Annotated in this window: 11 protein-coding genes; 6 read left to right on the top strand and 5 right to left on the bottom strand. The window is 56.6% G+C overall.

Translation table 11 applies throughout. From position 1 onward, the window contains the following. Positions 1-15: 15 nt before the first annotated feature. From F6Y09_RS02035 to lon, 3 genes are all read right to left on the bottom strand, one after another. Positions 16-357 (bottom strand): c-type cytochrome, encoded by a 342-nt coding sequence (locus F6Y09_RS02035; protein ID WP_152205257.1) that lies wholly within the window; start codon positions 355-357, stop codon positions 16-18. 45 nt (positions 358-402) lie between these two features. Further along, positions 403-1,668, bottom strand: a complete 1,266-nt coding sequence (locus F6Y09_RS02030) for a PQQ-dependent sugar dehydrogenase (RefSeq protein ID WP_152205256.1) — start codon at positions 1,666-1,668, stop codon at positions 403-405. Positions 1,669-1,814: 146 nt separating this feature from the next. Continuing rightward, entirely contained in the window at positions 1,815-4,253 is a 2,439-nt protein-coding gene (gene lon / locus F6Y09_RS02025) for an endopeptidase La (protein ID WP_152205255.1), read from the bottom strand. A 164-nt stretch (positions 4,254-4,417) separates the two neighbouring features. Between lon and trxA the strand changes: the two genes are divergently transcribed. Further along, positions 4,418-5,281: a thioredoxin gene (gene trxA, locus F6Y09_RS02020; RefSeq protein WP_152205254.1), complete on the top strand. Its 864-nt coding sequence runs from the start codon at positions 4,418-4,420 to the stop codon at positions 5,279-5,281. A gap of 42 nt (positions 5,282-5,323) precedes the next feature. Here the strand turns inward: trxA and F6Y09_RS02015 are convergent, their stop codons facing one another. Further along, on the bottom strand, positions 5,324-6,688 hold the full coding sequence (locus tag F6Y09_RS02015; protein ID WP_152205253.1) for a KamA family radical SAM protein: 1,365 nt from the start codon (positions 6,686-6,688) through the stop codon (positions 5,324-5,326). 591 nt (positions 6,689-7,279) lie between these two features. Between F6Y09_RS02015 and aceE the strand changes: the two genes are divergently transcribed. After that, entirely contained in the window at positions 7,280-9,943 is a 2,664-nt protein-coding gene (aceE, locus tag F6Y09_RS02010; RefSeq protein WP_152205252.1) for a pyruvate dehydrogenase (acetyl-transferring), homodimeric type, read from the top strand. Positions 9,944-9,953: 10 nt separating this feature from the next. Beyond that, positions 9,954-11,660: a dihydrolipoyllysine-residue acetyltransferase gene (gene aceF, locus F6Y09_RS02005; protein ID WP_152205251.1), complete on the top strand. Its 1,707-nt coding sequence runs from the start codon at positions 9,954-9,956 to the stop codon at positions 11,658-11,660. 224 nt (positions 11,661-11,884) lie between these two features. Here aceF and F6Y09_RS02000 read toward each other — a convergent pair whose 3' ends face one another. Continuing rightward, positions 11,885-13,042, bottom strand: coding sequence for a DcaP family trimeric outer membrane transporter (locus tag F6Y09_RS02000; protein ID WP_179959318.1), 1,158 nt, complete (start codon positions 13,040-13,042; stop codon positions 11,885-11,887). A 167-nt stretch (positions 13,043-13,209) separates the two neighbouring features. On the opposite strand from F6Y09_RS02000, the gene F6Y09_RS01995 reads away from it, so the two are divergent. The 3 genes from F6Y09_RS01995 (at position 13,210) to F6Y09_RS01985 (ending at position 17,035) form a co-directional block, all read left to right on the top strand. Next, positions 13,210-14,661 (top strand): exonuclease domain-containing protein, encoded by a 1,452-nt coding sequence (locus F6Y09_RS01995; protein ID WP_152205250.1) that lies wholly within the window; start codon positions 13,210-13,212, stop codon positions 14,659-14,661. 109 nt (positions 14,662-14,770) lie between these two features. Next, positions 14,771-15,982 carry an aspartate aminotransferase family protein gene (locus tag F6Y09_RS01990; RefSeq protein WP_152205249.1) on the top strand — a complete coding sequence of 404 codons (1,212 nt, stop codon included), beginning with the start codon at positions 14,771-14,773 and terminating at the stop codon, positions 15,980-15,982. A 36-nt stretch (positions 15,983-16,018) separates the two neighbouring features. Further along, on the top strand, positions 16,019-17,035 hold the full coding sequence (locus F6Y09_RS01985; protein ID WP_152205248.1) for an arginine N-succinyltransferase: 1,017 nt from the start codon (positions 16,019-16,021) through the stop codon (positions 17,033-17,035). The last annotated feature ends 11 nt before the right edge of the window (positions 17,036-17,046 follow it).

The following is a 17,046-nucleotide window of genomic DNA, read 5'->3' as shown; positions in this document are numbered from 1 at the left end:
CATCGGTTTTAAGGCTTATTCCGGCATCTTTGCGGTGATCTCGATAGATTGGTACCAGGCTGCAAGGTCAGAAATTTGCTGATCCGTCAGGTTTTTTGCCACCACAGACATCATCTCGTTCACCCGCTGGCCGCTGCGAAAAGCCTTTAGTTGTTTTTCGATATAAATCTGACTTTCGCCAGCGAGGTGTGGTGCGATGGGTATCTTTGCAATCCCGTCCAGACCATGACAGGTCTTGCACTGGGCCGCGAGTTTCCGCCCTTCTGCAGGATCTGCACCCTGGGCAATCGAGCCGGTAGCCAGAAAAGATGCGAGAATCAATGTTCTTGACAGGGCCGCCTGGGTTGTTCTTGTCATAGGGTTTCTCCGAAAGACCCGGGGGTGCTCCCCCCGGTGCTGAGTTCAGGAGTCTGAACCGGTGTAGGCGATTCGGTAAACGGCGCCAGCCAGGTCGTCGGAGACCAGTAGTGAGCCATCCTTAAGCTGCGTCACATCGACCGGGCGTCCCAAGTATTCGCCGTTCTCATCCAGCCATCCCTCGGCGAACGGAACCGTCTCTCCAGCAATGTTGCCCTCCGGGTCTACCGGCGTGAACATGACACGGGCGCCGATGGGCGTGGTCCGGTTCCAGGAACCGTGTTGCGCTGAGAATATCCCACCCTGGTATTGCTTCGGAAACATCTTGCCGGTGTAGAACATCATGCCGAGGTCCGCGGCATGGGCCACGGTTTCAACAACCGGGAACACCACCTCCACCGGCACTTCCTCGCCTTTATATTCATTGGTACGCACGTCACCGCCACCGTACCAGGGGTGGCCGAAATGTTGGCCCATAGCGGTTTGGCGGTTGATTTCTCCTGGTGGAATGTCATCACCCATGCCGTCGACCTGGTTATCCGTAAACCAGAGTTCTCCGGTGGAGGGGTGGAAATCCTGGCCGACGGAGTTCCGGACGCCCCGGGTGTATACCTCCCGTCCTGTGCCATCCTGATTGACCCGGATTATGCCGCCGAGACCGACCTCGTTAAACGTATCCAGATGCTCGGGAGGTGCGACATTGTAGGGTTGTCCCAGGGAGATATAGAGTTTCCCGTCGGGCCCGACATCGCATACCCGCGCGGTGTGATTGTAGCTCACGAACTGCTCGGGAATCAGCTTGCCTCCGGGAATGACTTCGGAAGCCACCACGTCTCCGCCCTCATAGAAAAACTCGGCGGCGGGGTAAGCCAGCACCCGGTTCTGCTCTGCGATATAAAGCACGCCGTCCGGTGAGAAACAGGGGCCGTTGGGCACAGCTTTGGCCAGCGAGGGCGCGAAATTTTTGACTTCATCGGCGACCCGGTCTTTGTCCCGGTCGGTCACGGCCCAGACCTCTGTTTTCCGGGTACCCACAAAGGTAACCACCCCCTGGGGTCCGACAGCCATGTGGCGGGCATCCGGAACCAGCGCGTACAGACTGATCTCGAAACCCTCTGGGAGCTGGATCTTTTCAAGGGTTTTCCGGATGGCGTCTGCGCTGTCGCCTTTCTGGTCGATTACGGTAAATTCGGACTTTCCGGTGGTCTGGAAATTACCCAGTTTCTTGAGGGTGTCGTCGGACTGGCTATAAGCGAAAGGAACGCAAGCGAGGCCTGCGGCCACATACAGGATCGAGAATTTTTTGTGCATTGTTTGCCGCTCTCTTTGATCATCGAGTTGGGAACCGGTGACTTGGGAGAGACCGGCTATTTGTTTTTTTTGATCTACGACGAATTCAGTAAAGATAACGGCATGATTGGTGTCAATGCGCGCCCACACTGGTCAGACCAGAAATATTAATGGACGCTGGATTCCTTTCGCGGCTTGTTGCCAAAGCACACCGAGTAAACATCGGAATAGTGCTTGGCAAAGTTTACCTCCAGCCCCTCCTTCAGATAGTCCGGAAGCTCTTCATAGTCACCCCGGTTGGCCTCTGGCAAGATCAAGGTATCGATTTTCTGTCGCCGGGCCGCGATGATTTTTTCCCGCACCCCGCCAATGGGCAGCACCTGCCCGGTCAGCGTCAGTTCGCCCGTCATGGCGATATTCTGCTGCGGAGCTTCACCCCGGGCGATGGACAGCAAGGCGGTGGCCATGGTGATGCCGGCACTGGGGCCGTCTTTCGGCGTGGCGCCTTCGGGCACATGAAGATGCACGAACGATTTGTCAAAGAAGGTCAGGTCACCTTTGAAGCGCTTCAGGTTGGAGGACACATAGCTGTAGGCGATTTCTGCGGACTCCTTCATGACGTCACCAAGCTGACCGGTCAGTTTGAAGCCGCGCTGGTTGCTGTGGATACGCGATGCCTCAATACTCAATGTCACGCCCCCCATGGCCGTCCACGCCAGCCCGGTTACTACACCGATGCCTTTCATGGCTTTTTCGCGCTTGAACTGGGGCTGCCCCAGATAACCGGCAAGATCGGAAATGCCGACCCTTACCGGGGTGCCCGGCTTTTCCAGGAGCTTGACGATGCCTTTGCGAATCAGTTTGTGGAGCAGTTTTTCCAGGCCCCGAACACCGGCCTCGCGGGCGTAGCCTTCGATGACCTGACGAATGGCCGCATCGGTCACGTTGAACTGCTTCTTCAAAAGCCCGGCCCGTTTCAGCAGGCGTGGCAGCAGATGATGTTTGGCAATTACCAGCTTTTCTTCGGTGATGTAGCCCGACAGGCGGATGGTATCCATGCGGTCCAGCAAGGGCCGGGGAATGGTGTCCAGCTGGTTGGCAGTACAGATAAACAGCACTTTGGACAGATCCATCCGCACGTCGAGGTAGTGATCAAGGAACTCCCGGTTCTGTTCCGGGTCCAGGGTTTCCAGCAAGGCCGAGGCCGGGTCACCTTGATAGGAGGCGCCGATCTTGTCGATCTCATCCAGCATGATGACCGGGTTGGCGACTTTGGCGTCTTTCAGAGCCTGAACAAATTTACCGGGCATGGCGCCGATATAAGTGCGGCGATGGCCCTTGATTTCCGCCTCATCCCGCATGCCCCCGACACTGAAGCGGTAGAATTCGCGGCCAAGTGCATCGGCGATCGAGCGCCCGATAGAGGTTTTGCCGACCCCCGGCGGGCCAACAAGAAGCAGGATCGATCCGGAGACTTCGCCTTTGAAGGTGCCCTCTGCAAGGAACTCCACGATGCGGTCCTTAACATCGTCCAGGCCGTCATGATCCTGATCGAGAATGCGGCGGGCTTCCGCGAGATCGAAGTGGTCTTTGGACGTCTGGCCCCAGGGCACCTGGGTCAGCCAGTCCAGGTAATTCCGGGTGACGCCGTATTCCGGAGAACCCTGTTCCAGCACCCGCAGCTTTTCCAGCTCGTCTTCAAAGCGCTGCACCACGTGATCCGGTGGTGACAGTTCGGTCATCCGGGCCTGGAAGCGTTCGGCATCGGCGGTTTTGTCATCCTTCGCCATGCCCAGTTCACGCTGGATGACCTTGAGCTGCTCCCGGAGAAAGAACTCGCGCTGGTGCTTCTGGACCTTGTCGTTCACTTCTTCGTTGATCTCGGCCTGCAGCCGGGCAACTTCCTGTTCCTTGCGCATCAGCAGCAAGACTTTTTCCATTCGCCGCAGTAGGGGAACGGTGTTCAGCACCTCTTGCAGCTCGGTACCCCGGGCACTGGTCATCGAAGCACCAAAATCCGCAAGCGGTGAGCTGTCCTCCGGCCCGAAGCGGGACAGGTACTGTTTGACCTCCTCGCCGTATAACGGGTTAGTGCGAAGCAGATCTTTGATGGCACTAATGATGGCGAGGGTGTATGCCTTGAGCTCTTCCTTCTGCTCCTCGGGTTCCTCCGGGTATTCGACTTCGACCAGGTACGGCGGTTTGCGACGCAACCATTGCACAATCCGGATCCGCTGCACGCCCTGGGCGATGAACTGGATCTTGCCGTCTTCCTGCTGGGCGTGATGTATGCGCACGGCACAGCCCATGGTTTCGAGCTCGTCACTCTCCGGCACCGGGTCATCCTGAACAGGATTGTCCACGAAGCAGAGCCCCAACATGTGGTGGTCCGTTTCACTGACGCGTTTGAGCGTCTCGTGCCAGGGTTTCTGGTTAACTACAACTGGCTGAACCTGGGCCGGGAAAAATGGGCGGTTGGACACCGGAATGACGTACATGCGCCGGGGCATGGACTGACGGGCAAGCGTGAGGCTGTTCTTACTCTCGTCTTTACCGATGTATTCGGTGACATCATCATGTGGGTCCTGCTGGCTGTCGTCATTCATGCGGCGTATGCGTCCCTATATGGTTCAACAGGTTTAAAGGCTATTCCCGTAATGTGACGGCGCTGGCGGTTATTTCAAGGCTGGGCTCGGTCAGGACTTGAATTTGCCCGCCCCGCCTCTACCTATTGAGGTATCATTTTTATTTTATGGATCGGGACTCAACCATGAGCAGTTCGCCGTATATTTTCGATGCCACCGCTGAAAACTTTCAGGAAAAAGTCATGCAGGCCTCCATGACAACGCCGGTACTGGTGGATGTATGGGCTGACTGGTGTGCCCCCTGCAAACAGCTGACACCGGTATTGGAGAAACTGGCGAATGACTACAAAGGCGGCTTCATGCTGGCCAAAGTCAACGCTGATGAGCAGCAGGAGCTCTCCGGCAGCCTGGGCGTGCGCAGCCTGCCGACCGTCATACTCGTCAAGAATGGCCAGGCCGTGGACGGTTTCAATGGCGCTCTGCCGGAGGGGGAGGTTCGCAAGGTGCTGGACAAGCATGTGGAAGCGCCGGCCGAGAACCCCCACGACAAAGCCCACCGGCTCTGGGAAGAAGGCGATCTGGACGGTGCGCTCACCGTGTTGACCGAAATGAACCAGAATGATCCCGGTGATCTCAAGGTGCTCATTGACCTGGCCCAGATCAAGGCCGAGCTGGGAGACATCGAAACGGCAGAGCAAGTGTTGAACAGCTTGCCTCCCGAAGAGAAAATGCAGCCCCAGGCCCGACAACTCGCCGCCCGTCTGAAATTCATGAAGCAGGCCGGTGAACTGCCGCCAATACAGGAGCTCGAGAAAACCCTCGACGCCAACCCGAAGGATTCCGCTGCGCTGCATCAGCTGGCCTTGCAGCATGTACTGAAAGACAATAATGCCGAGGCCATGGACTTGCTGATTCGACTGATCCAGTCCGACGCTTCCTACAAGGACGGCATCGCCAAAACCACATTGATCGAGCTGTTCGACAAGCTGGGTAATAACAACGCGGACGTGCGGACATACCGGCGTAAGCTGTATACCCTGATGCACTGACAGACGAACGGGGGCTCCGACCCCCGTTCTTCGGTTTCTGACTCAGCCATTCCCCCTCTTCATTTCCTCAAACTCATCCTCAAAGAAGAACTTCTCCTCCCCAAAAGCCGGCTTCAGTTCATGCAGCCAGGTGGCCGTCTCGCTGTATTGGGCAAAGAACGGGCGCTGCACCCAGTCCGGGTTACGGCCCTGGATAAAGCGCAGCACAAACACCTTCTCGCCGTGGATTTCAGTGATGCCCTGAATTTCCACCTTGCCGGGACCGGCGCTCATGGAGGGGCCGCGGGCGGTGCGGGCGAGGCCGGAGACTTGTTTGATGGCATCGCGGTAGATGTGGAAGGCTTCCACCAATGGCACCTCGAAGTAGTTCTTGGCGCCGGTGTCCCGCTCCACAAACATGTAGTAGGGGATGATGCCCAGCTGTACTTCTTTCTTCCACAGTCTGGCCCAGTCGTCGGCGTTGTCGTTGACGTGTTTGATCAGCGGGCCCTGGGCGCGGATCTCGGCGCCGGTGGCACGGATGCGACGGATGGCCTCTTCGGCGATGTCGGTGGTGATTTCCTGCCAGTGGTTGTAGTGCGCCATGATAGCCACGTGCTTGCCGCCGTCTACCAGCCGGGTGAACAGGTCCAGCAGCTCTTCGGAGTCCTTGTCAGTGACAAAGCGGTAGGGCCAGAAGGTGAGGGCTTTGGTGCCAATCCGGATGGTCTGGATATGGTCGTATTCCGGTTCCAGCAATGGCTCCAGGTACTGCACCAGATGTTTGGTCTTCATCACCATGGGGTCGCCGCCGGTAACCAGAAGGTCGCTGATCTCCGGGTGCTCCCTAAGGTAGCCGTGAAGTTTGCCGGCATCGGTGCTGGCCATTTTCAGGTCCTTGTCACCCACAAACTGCGCCCAGCGAAAACAGAATGTGCAATAGGAGTGGCAGGTCTGGCCCTGGGACGGGAAAAACAGCACGGTCTCCCGGTACTTGTGCTGAACGCCTTCAAGAACCTCGCCATCAAACTCGGGCAGATTCATCTCCATTTGCCCGGCCGGATGCGGGTTGAGCTCGTCGCGGATTTCCTTGGCCACCGCCTGAATCAGTTTTTTATCAGCGCCATCGCGATGCATTTTTGCCATGCGTTCAAAATGCTCGTCTTTCAACATGCCCTTCTGGGGAAACACCAGTTGATAGATCGGGTCGTTGGGGACCTTGTCCCAGTTGATCAACTCGTTGATCACATACTCGTTGACCCGGAACGGCAATACGCTGGCAACCACTTTCATTTCAAACAGGGTGGCTTCCGGCAGGTTTTGAATCACCTCGATTTTGTCCATCTGGCGATCGGTGAACACCTGAAAGCGCCGTTCTTCGAATTCGACAGCGGGGATGCGATCTGGAAAGCTGACGATAGAGTTCATGGAGCGTCCTCGAGTTGCATTGTGTTGTCGGCGAGAGGATCTGGCGGCTCGCCCATCGACTAAAAATAGGCGAGAAAGTATACAGAAGTGTGAAACTGTTTTCAGGTCTAATCAAAATTCTTGCCTGTCTTGCGCTCTAATGCGGACCAAACACTTGGCTGGTGTTGAAATGAACGGAATCGTGTCGGTATAAAGGGGCTTTATCGTGAAGATTTTATTTAGAGTGGCAAGGATTTGGCTCACCATTCGTAATGCTACGACATTGGTCGTATGCAGGTTGTTTGAAATCGCAACTAAGGGCATTATTCCTCACTATTCTTAGAGTTTTTGAGCGAATTCGTAGTAAAAATACTACAAAATTAAAGCCGCACTGATCCATCAGGTTTTGCCGAGGGTATTCATTAATCGAGTTTCTCCCGGGCTTGGCAGTTGCGGCCAATTTAGACAGGAAAGTTAATAATCCTGTTCTATGCTGTATAGGAAACATTCGAGTAGACACCTGCATTTGTAACGGTTTGAATTTCACATCGCGCGGCCGGTTGCCTGTTTTAGCGGAAGCCGCTGCACTAAATAAGGTTAGGGGAGGGTTTGATGTACCAGGACGATGATCCCATCGAGACCAGTGAATGGTTAGATGCACTGGAGTCTCTGATAGAACAAGAAGGCGTTGATCGCGCCAAATACATTCTCGAGCGATTGTCCGAAAGGGCGAGTCGGGACGGCACTGAACTCCCTTACTCCATCACGACACCGTTCCGGAATAGCATTCCCGTTTCCCGGGAAGCGCCAATGCCCGGTGATCTTTTTATGGAGCGGAGAATTCGCTCGTTGATTCGCTGGAACGCCATGGCCATGGTTTTGCGAGCGAACCAGCGTCCAGGCGAGCTCGGCGGCCACATCTCCTCGTTCTCTTCAGCGGCCACGCTCTACGATGTGGGCTTTAACTACTTCTTTCATGGCGGTGATGAAAAGCGGGAATCGGACCTGATTTATTTCCAGGGCCACTCCTCTCCGGGTATTTATGCGCGCTCCTACCTGGAAGGACGGCTGGAAGAAAACCAGCTTGATAAATATCGCGAGGAAGTCGATGGCGAAGGCCTGCCCTCTTACCCTCACCCCTGGTTGATGCCGGATTACTGGCAGTTCCCTACCGTTTCCATGGGTCTGGGTCCCATCCAGGCCATCTATCAGGCCCATGTCATGAAGTACCTGGACAGCCGGGAACTGATTGAAATGGGTGACCGCAAGGTGTGGTGCTTTGTGGGTGACGGCGAGTGTGATGAGCCTGAAACCCTGGGTTCCATTTCCATGGCAGGGCGTGAAAATCTCAGCAACCTGATTTTCGTGATCAACTGCAACCTGCAGCGACTGGATGGGCCGGTGCGCGGTAACGGCAAGATCATACAGGAACTGGAAGGTGTGTTCCGGGGCGCCGGGTGGAACGTAGCCAAGGTGGTCTGGGGTCGTCACTGGGATCCGCTGTTTGCCCGTGATCAGGAAGGTTTCATGCAGCGCGTGATGGAAGAAGCCTGTGACGGCGATCTGCAGAACTTCAAGAGCAATGGTCCGGCATACACCCGCAAGAACTTCTTCGGCAAATACCCGGAACTTGCGAAAATGGTCGAGAATCTCTCCGATGACGAGATCGGCAAGCTCAACCGCGGCGGCCACGACCCCTACAAGATCTACGCTGCCTATCATCACGCGGTGCACAACAACGGTGGCCGCCCGACGGTCATTCTGGCCCATACCATCAAAGGTTACGGCTTCGGCGAAGCAGGGGAAGCTCAGAACACCGCGCACTCCCTCAAAAAGCTCGACATTGATCAGCTGAGGGCCTTCCGTGACCGGTTCGCGATACCGCTGAAAGACGATGAGCTGGAAGCGGTGCCCTATTACCGACCGGCGCCAGACAGCCCGGAATTGGTCTACATGAAGAAGCGCCGGCAGGATCTGGGTGGCTTTTATCCCAAGCGCCGCAAGGATAGCCAGCCGCTGAAGATACCCGAGCTGGACATCTTCAAGAACCTGCTGGAAGGCACCGGTGACCGCAAGATCTCCACCACCATGGCATTTGTCCGCCTGCTGACGGCACTGACCAAGGATAAGCGCATCGGTAAGCGTGTGGTTCCGATTGTGCCGGACGAAGCCCGGACCTTCGGTATGGAAGGCATGTTCCGGCAGTTGGGTATTTATACCGCCGAAGGTCAGAAGTATGTACCGGAAGATCGTGACCAGATCATGTATTACCGGGAAGACAAAAAGGGCCAGATTCTGGAAGAGGGCATCAACGAGCACGGCTCGATGGCTGCGTGGATGGCAGCGGCAACGTCATACAGCACCAACGACTTCCCGCTGATTCCGTTCTACACCTTCTATTCCATGTTCGGCTTCCAGCGCGTTGGAGATCTCGCCTGGGCCTCGGGTGACATTCAGGCCCGTGGTTTCCTGGTGGGCGGTACTTCCGGGCGCACTACATTGAACGGCGAAGGTCTGCAGCACCAGGACGGTCACAGCCATGTACTGGCGCAAACCATCCCGAACTGCATTGCCTATGACCCGGCCTACGCTTACGAAATGGCGGTGGTGGTCCACGAAGGCATGAAGCGCATGTACGAGCGCAACGAAAATGTCTTCTACTACATCACCATCATGAATGAGAACTACGAACAGCCCGCCATGCCCAAAGGTATCGAGGAAGGCATCATAAAAGGCATGTACCTGTTCGAGTCGGTCGAAGCGAAGGGTAAAAGCAAGAGCCCTCGGGTTCAGCTGATGGGTTCCGGTGCCATCCTGAATGAGGTGCGTGCGGGTGCCCAGTTGCTCAAAGACGACTTTGGCGTCGGCAGTGATATCTGGAGTGTGACCAGCTTCAATGAACTGGCCCGTGAGGGGCAGCACGTTGACCGCTGGAATCGTTTCCACCCCGACGACACCCCGAAAAAAGCGTACATCACCCAGTGCCTGGAGAAAATGAAAGGCCCGGTGGTGTCATCCACAGATTACATCAAGCTGCACTCGGAGCAGGTCAGGGCCTATATGCCTGGCACTTACGTGACTCTGGGTACGGATGGCTTCGGCCGCAGTGATACCCGTGAGAAGCTGCGAAGCTTCTTCGAAGTGGACCGTTATCACGTTGTGGTGGCTGCTTTGACTGCACTGGCTCGTGACGGCGAGGTCAAGGAAGACCAGGTTCTGGAGGCAATGCGCAAGTACGGCATTGATCGCAATAAATCGAACCCGGTGTTGAGCTAAGGAGACCGCCATGAGTGAACAGGAAATCAAAGTTCCGGATCTCGGCGGGGCGGATGAAGTCGAGGTTATCGAAATCACCGTCAGCAAGGGTGACTCCGTAGCCGAAGAAGATCCGATCCTTACTGTAGAGTCCGATAAGGCATCCGTAGAGCTGCCTTCACCCTCCGCCGGCAAGATCACCAAAATCACCGTCAAGGTGGGTGACAAGGTCAAGGAGGGCGATGTCGTCGGCATGATGGAAGTCGAGTCAGGCGCACAGACCGGGGACGAATCCGGCGGCTCTGATGAGTCGCAGAACGACGCTGATGAGAAGCCCGAAAAACCGGAACCTGAAAAAGCCGAGGCATCGGAGAGTAAATCCGACGATGCCGAGAGCAAACCCAAGAAGGCATCTTCCGGTGGTGGCGCTCGTAAAGAGAAGGTTCAGGTACCGGATATGGGCGGCTCCGAGGACGTGCCCATCATAGAGATCAACGTCAAGGAAGGTGACGAAGTCGCCGAGGATGATCCGCTGGTCACTGTGGAGTCTGACAAGGCGACCATGGAGATTCCTTCACCCTTTGCCGGCAAGATCGGCAAGATCCTGGTGTCCGAAGGCGACAAGATTTCCCAGGGCGATGATCTGCTGGAAATGCAGGTAACCGGTGGTGAGTCGGGTGAGGATGTCAGCGACACAGACGAGAAGCCCGAAGCGCCGGCATCGCAAGAGTCATCCACCTCTGCTCCGAAACAGGAAAAACAACCCGCCAAAGAAGAGCGCCAGGCGGCGCCCGAGCCAGAACTGCCACCTGCGGGCACAAAGGTCCACGCAGGCCCCGCGGTGCGCAAGCTCGCCCGTGAACTTGGCGCGGACCTGACCCGGATTAAAGGCAGTGGGCCCAAGAGCCGGATTGTGAAGGACGATATTCACGCCTACGTGAAGCAGCAGCTCCACCGCACCCAGGAAGCCGGGGCCGGCGGGGGCGCCGTCACAGGCGGTTCCGGTATTCCGGGCATCAAGCTGCCGGATTTCAGCCAGTTTGGTGATATCCAGCGCGAGTCCATGTCACGGATGCAGGTCGCTACCGCCAACAACATGGCCCGTAGCTGGCTGAATGTGCCCCATGTGACCCAGTTCGATGATGCTGACATCACCGAGATGGAAAATTTCCGCAAGGCCCAGAAAGCGGCTGGCGAAAAGCGTGGCTCAAAGCTCACGCCGCTGCCATTCCTGCTCAAGGCCTGTGCCCGTGCGCTGGCGGAGTTGCCCCAGTTCAACGTGGCGCTGGATATGGAAAAGAAGGAAATTGTCCATAAGAACTACATCCACATCGGCGTTGCCGTCGATACCCCCGCCGGCCTGATGGTTCCGGTTATCCGTAACGTCGATCAGAAAGGTCTGTGGGAGCTGGCGGATGAGGCGATGGAGCTGGCCGGTAAAGCGCGGGACAAGAAGCTCAAGCCCAACGAGATGCAGGGCGCCTGCTTCTCCATAACCAGCCTGGGTGGAATCGGTGGCACGGCGTTCACGCCGATCGTGAATGCGCCGGAAATAGCCATTCTCGGGGTGTCAAAAGCGGCCATGAAGCCGGTCTGGGATGGCAAGGAGTTCCAGCCCCGGCTGATCCTCCCGTTGTCCCTGTCCTATGATCACCGGGCGGTGAACGGTGCCGATGCCGCCAGGTTTACGGCCTTGCTCAGCGAGTTGCTGGGAGATATTCGGCACTTGTTGCTTTAAGTTTTTTGCTCCGTGTTAGGTATCCTCCTGGCCTGTAGGTTGGGAGGTCCGACAAAGGCCGGGGCCTCGTTTCAGGACGGTGCTCATAGCGTGTCCTGAAACGAGGCCCCGGTCTTTGTCGTTTGATGTCCGTAGGTATCCGCTTTGTTTGTATTATTTTGTGCAGGTCAAAAAAAACCCCGGCCGGAGCCGGGGTTTCTTGTATTCAAACTTCCAGGTGTGACTTAGAAGTTGTATTGACCTGCGAACAGGATACGGCTTCCGTCACCGTCAGAACCGTCTACGTTTTCACGCTGCAGGAACTGGTACTCAACGCCCATCATGACGTTTTCAACCGGAGTCCACTGGTAGTTGGCCATCACTGCTGAGTTGGTTTCGCTCTGTCCGCCGACAGCCATACCATCGTCTTCGGCGTCGTCCCAGTCAACCTGAACGATACCATAACCGATGTTGACGCTTCTGCCGCCGCCCAGGTTAATGCCTGTGCCGACTTGGCCGCCGTAGCCGGATACAGTTTCAAGGTTGCCGCTGGCATCAATATAGGCGCTGGCTGCGCCAAAGTTGTCACCGGAGCGATACAGGTAGCTGTTAGCCCCGTCAGTGTAAGACACTGAGCCCTGAATGGTGATCATATCGGTAAGCGCCATTTTCAGCGAGCCAAAAGTGGCGAAACCTACCGCGCTGTCGTCTTCAGTGCCTGTGTCATACTCAACCTGGTGCGCCAGAATTGCTGCAGCGTAGGAGAGACCGCCCGCAGAATCCTGCAATCTTGCAGTGAACGTTGGGAGGGAATCCTTGCCGCTGTTAATATCCAGAATATTACTGTTGTCCGTGTTGTTTCTGCCGATGTCACCACTCGGTTGCTCCAGCGAGAACGACAGCGGGCCGGAGGTATAGCGGGCCTGAGGTGCGCGGGACTGTAGGCCAGCGGCGCCGGGCAGAGAGTCGAAGTCCAGTGTGGAGGTGTTGCCGACGAAGCTGGTGAAGTTCGACCAGGTCTGGCCCAGCAGCACGCCATTGTATTCACCGTAGGCGTGACGCAGACGCACGGTTCCGCCGCCACTGCCACGGAAGTCACCTTCGATGTTAACCTTGACGCCCTCGGGGCTTATAGTTGTTACACCGATCCGGCTCTGGAATGCGTCCGCACCAAAGTGGCCATCAACACCGGAGTCCGTGGCAAGGTTTGCGTAAGATCCTGAGCGGGTGCTCAGAGAATTGTCATTGTCTATGTCATAACTCGCGTTAAACCGGCCGTAACCATAGACGCTGGTCTCGTAACCGCCAGTCTCGAAACTTACGGCTCCGGCCTGAGCACTTACCCCAAGCACTGCCGCGGCGGCCGTCGCACGGATTGCCATCCTGAGTTTGTTGCTTTGCATCGTTGTTGTCTCCACAGGTTATTGTTGTACGGTCCCGTACAAACTAGTTACGAATCTGTGACAAATCAAACATTTTCGATTAATAATTAGACGAAGGTCTAAGGTGTGTCGTTAGACTGTCTTGATTCTACTGTAGTCTATAGTTGTTTTTTGTGCGTAGGTATTTGATGGTCCCGAAAAATCACCTTACAAGCTCGGAAATATTCGCGTTCCTCGACCTCGAAACGACCGGTGGAAATGCCAGCTATGATCGCATCACCGAGGTAGGTATCCGCTTTTGGCAAGACGTTGAAATCATTGGTGAATATCAAACCCTGGTAAACCCTGAAACTCGCATCTCGAGCTTCATCGAGCGGTTAACGGGCATTACCAATGCCATGGTCGCTGATGCCCCCGTGTTCGCCGGGATTGCCGACGTTCTCCGGGAAAAGCTCGACGGTGTCATCTTCGTCGCCCACAACGCCCGCTTCGATTACAGTTTCATCAAGTCCGAGTTTCGCCGGCTGGGCCAGGCGTTCTCGGCACCGGTATTGTGTACGGTGAAACTGTCCCGGTATCTGTACCCGGAATTCCCTCGCCATAACATGGACGCCCTGATTGCCCGTTATGGGCTGGCACAGGTGCGGCGCCACCGGGCGATGGGCGATGTATCGGCGATGTTCGAGTTTTTTCGGTACGCGATGGCCGACAAAGGTCAGGAGCGGTTTGAGGAGGCACTGCGGTTTTTACTCAAACGGCCCAGCGTGCCCTCTCACTTGCCAGCCGATATTCTGTCGGACCTGCCCCGTTGCCCCGGCGTGTACCGGTTTTATGGTGAGAAGGATGTACTGCTGTACGTCGGTAAAAGCACCAGTATCCAACAACGGGTGGCGTCGCATTTCTCCGGTGATCACAACACCAACAAGGATGTGCGCATTTCTGAAAGCCTGCGCCGCGTCGAATGGACGGAGACCGCCGGAGAGCTGGGCGCCCTGTTACTGGAGCTGAAGCAGATAAAAGGCCTGAGCCCGCTGTTCAACCGGCGCTCACGGGCGGCAAAAACCCTGGTCAGTATTGAGCTGGCGGCAAACCGGTCCGGTTATCTGCAAGCCCGGTTGGTCCGGGAGATTGAGCCCCATCGGCTGGGTGATTATTACGGGCTGTTCCGCAGTAAAAAAGACGCCGAGCGGGCACTGCGCGGTATTGCCCAGAAAAACGACCTCTGCAACAAACTGCTGGGGCTTGAGCCGGAGCGCGAGGGCCCGTGCTTCCAACGCACACTGGGCCGCTGCAACGGCGCCTGCGATGGCGGCGAGGACGTGGTGCGCTATAACCTTCGAGCACAGATTGGCTTCCACGGGTTGCGCCTGAAAACCTGGCCCTGGCAGGGGCCGGTGGGCGTTGTGGAGCGGGATCAGGCCACTGGCCGAACGGACATCCTGGTCATCTATAACTGGCTGCACATCACGACCGTTCACCACGAAGATGAACTGCATGAGATCTCGGTTCATGGTGCGCGAGTCACTTTCGATCTGGATTCCTATAAGCTGGTAGTCAAGGCGCTGATGGGTCAGGATGGCCGTCAACTGACAGTCATTGAGCTGCCCGGAACCGGTGAGCCTGACGTATTGATGCCCTGACACGGGTGCCTCCGTTCTGTCCCCATTGAATCCGTATAATCCCGATACCCAATAGGGTCTTGGGCGACTAAACTGAATATAACAACCGTCTGTTAATGGTGAGACCCGAATGAACAAGCAAAGCATCACCCGCGAGCTGTTTGACGAAGTTATGGTGCCCAATTACGCGCCGGGCAAAATTATTCCGGTTAAAGGCAAGGGCTCCCGGGTCTGGGACCAGGACGGGCGCGAATTCGTTGATCTGGCGGGCGGTATTGCTGTGACTTCTCTCGGCCATGCCCACCCGGGTCTGGTAGGGGCGCTGGTTGAGCAGGCAGGAAAACTCTGGCACCTGTCGAATGTTCTCACCAATGAACCGGCCCTCAAACTTGCAAAAACACTGTGCGATCTGACGTTCGCCGAACGGGTGTTTTTCGCCAACTCCGGGGGCGAAGCCAACGAGGCGGCTTTCAAACTGGCTCGCCGTTACGCCTGGGAGCATTTCGGTCCGGAGAAGAACGAAATCATCTCGTTCCGCAACAGCTTTCACGGCCGCACCCTGTTCACCGTCAGCGTCGGCGGGCAGGCCAAGTATCTGGAAGGTTTTGAGCCTGCGCCCGGGGGCATTCACCACGCCGATTTCAACGATCTGGCCTCTGTTGAAGCGCTGATCTCCGGTAAAACCTGTGCCATCGTGGTCGAGCCCATCCAGGGCGAAGGCGGCGTAATGCCTGGCGACAAAGCCTTTCTTGAGGGGCTCCGGGCGCTCTGTGACAGGCACAATGCTCTGCTGGTATTTGACGAGGTGCAGTGCGGGGTCGGTCGGACCGGGCATTTGTTCGCATATCAGATGTACGGCGTCACGCCGGATATTCTGTCGTCGGCAAAATCACTCGGCGGGGGGTTTCCGATCGGGGCGATGCTGACCACCGCTAAAATCGCGGCCAGCCTGGGCGTTGGCACCCATGGCAGTACCTACGGTGGCAACCCGCTCGGTTGTGCGGTGGCTCAGAAAGTCATTGATACGGTGTCTCAGGCGGAAATTCTCAAAGGCATCAAGGCTCGCTCCGAGCGTCTCCGCAAGGGCATGATGGCCATTGGCGAGCGTTACCAGATCTTCAGCGAGGTGCGCGGGGAAGGCTTGCTGCTGGGGTGTGTGCTGACCGAAGCATGGCAGGGCAGGGCAAAGGACTTCCTCAACGCGGGGATTGACGAAGGTGTCATGGTGCTGATCGCGGGGGTGAATGTCATTCGTCTGGCGCCCTCCCTGATCATCCCGGAACCGGATATCGACGAAGGACTGGAGCGGTTTGAGCGAGCGGTCAAAAAGGTATGCGCATAAGGCAGTTATAATCCGGCAAACAAAGGAGTGATCGGCATGTGGGTTGTTCGCCCGGCTCAGCTGAAAGATTTACCCGACATCAAGGCGTTGGCGTCGGCGTTGAAGGCCCGAGTGTCCTCGACCGTTCCTGCGGATGAAGCCAAACTCGCTGAAAAAATAGAGTACTCCCGCCGCTCGCTGGCGGGAGAACCGGATACGGCTGGCAATGAACGTCTGATGTTCGTGCTGGAAAATACCAAAACCGGCAAGGTACACGGTACCGCCGGAATTGATGCCCGTGCCGGCAGTGGTCACCCGTTTTATAATTACCGGCGGGATGCTCTGATTCATGCCTCCCACGAGTTGGGGGTTTCCAGCCGGGTGGATGTACTTTACCCCTCTCATGCGCTCACCGATCGTACCCTGTTGTGTTCCTTCATGATTGCGCCCGAGTTGCGGGGCACCGAAGCTTTTGAGCTGCTGTCACGGGCCAGACTGCTGTTTGTTGCCCGCCACCGGGCATTGTTTGCCAAGCTGATGGCGGTGGAAATCCAGGGCGTGCAGCTGGAATCCGGAGCTGTGCCGTTCTGGGACAGCCTGGGTCGCCACTTCTTCAACATGGATTTTGAAACCGCCGACGCCCATTCCGGCGCCCTGAGCAAGACCTTTATAGCGGAGCTGATGCCGCCCAATCCGATATACGTCACGTTGCTGACCGATGCCGCTCAGGCCGCCCTCGGTCAGCCACACGCAATGGCTGCCCAGACCTGCGATCTGCTGGATAGAGAGGGTTTTCAGATCGGTAACTATGTGGATATTTTTGATGGTGGCCCGGTGCTGGAAGCACGCACAGATATGCTGCGCAGCGTGATTGGCAGCCATCGCAAGACCCTGCGTACCGGTGAGGAAATTCGTGGTGATGTCTACCTGGTGAGTATCGGCGAGGGTGAAGCCTTTCGCTGCGTGCTGTCAGTGCTCAGTGAGGGCCTGGTTGAAACCGTTAAAATGCCGGTCACACTTCAAACCCAGCTCAACTGCAGTCATGGCGATGAGCTGCTGGTGGTGCCATTATGAGCCTGAATTTT

It is taken from the genome of Marinobacter changyiensis (genome assembly GCF_009193265.1).
In the GTDB taxonomy this organism is placed as follows: Bacteria; Pseudomonadota; Gammaproteobacteria; order Pseudomonadales; family Oleiphilaceae; genus Marinobacter; species Marinobacter changyiensis.
Note: the sequence above shows the minus strand (reverse complement) of the source record. Positions and strands in the feature narration are given on the sequence as shown.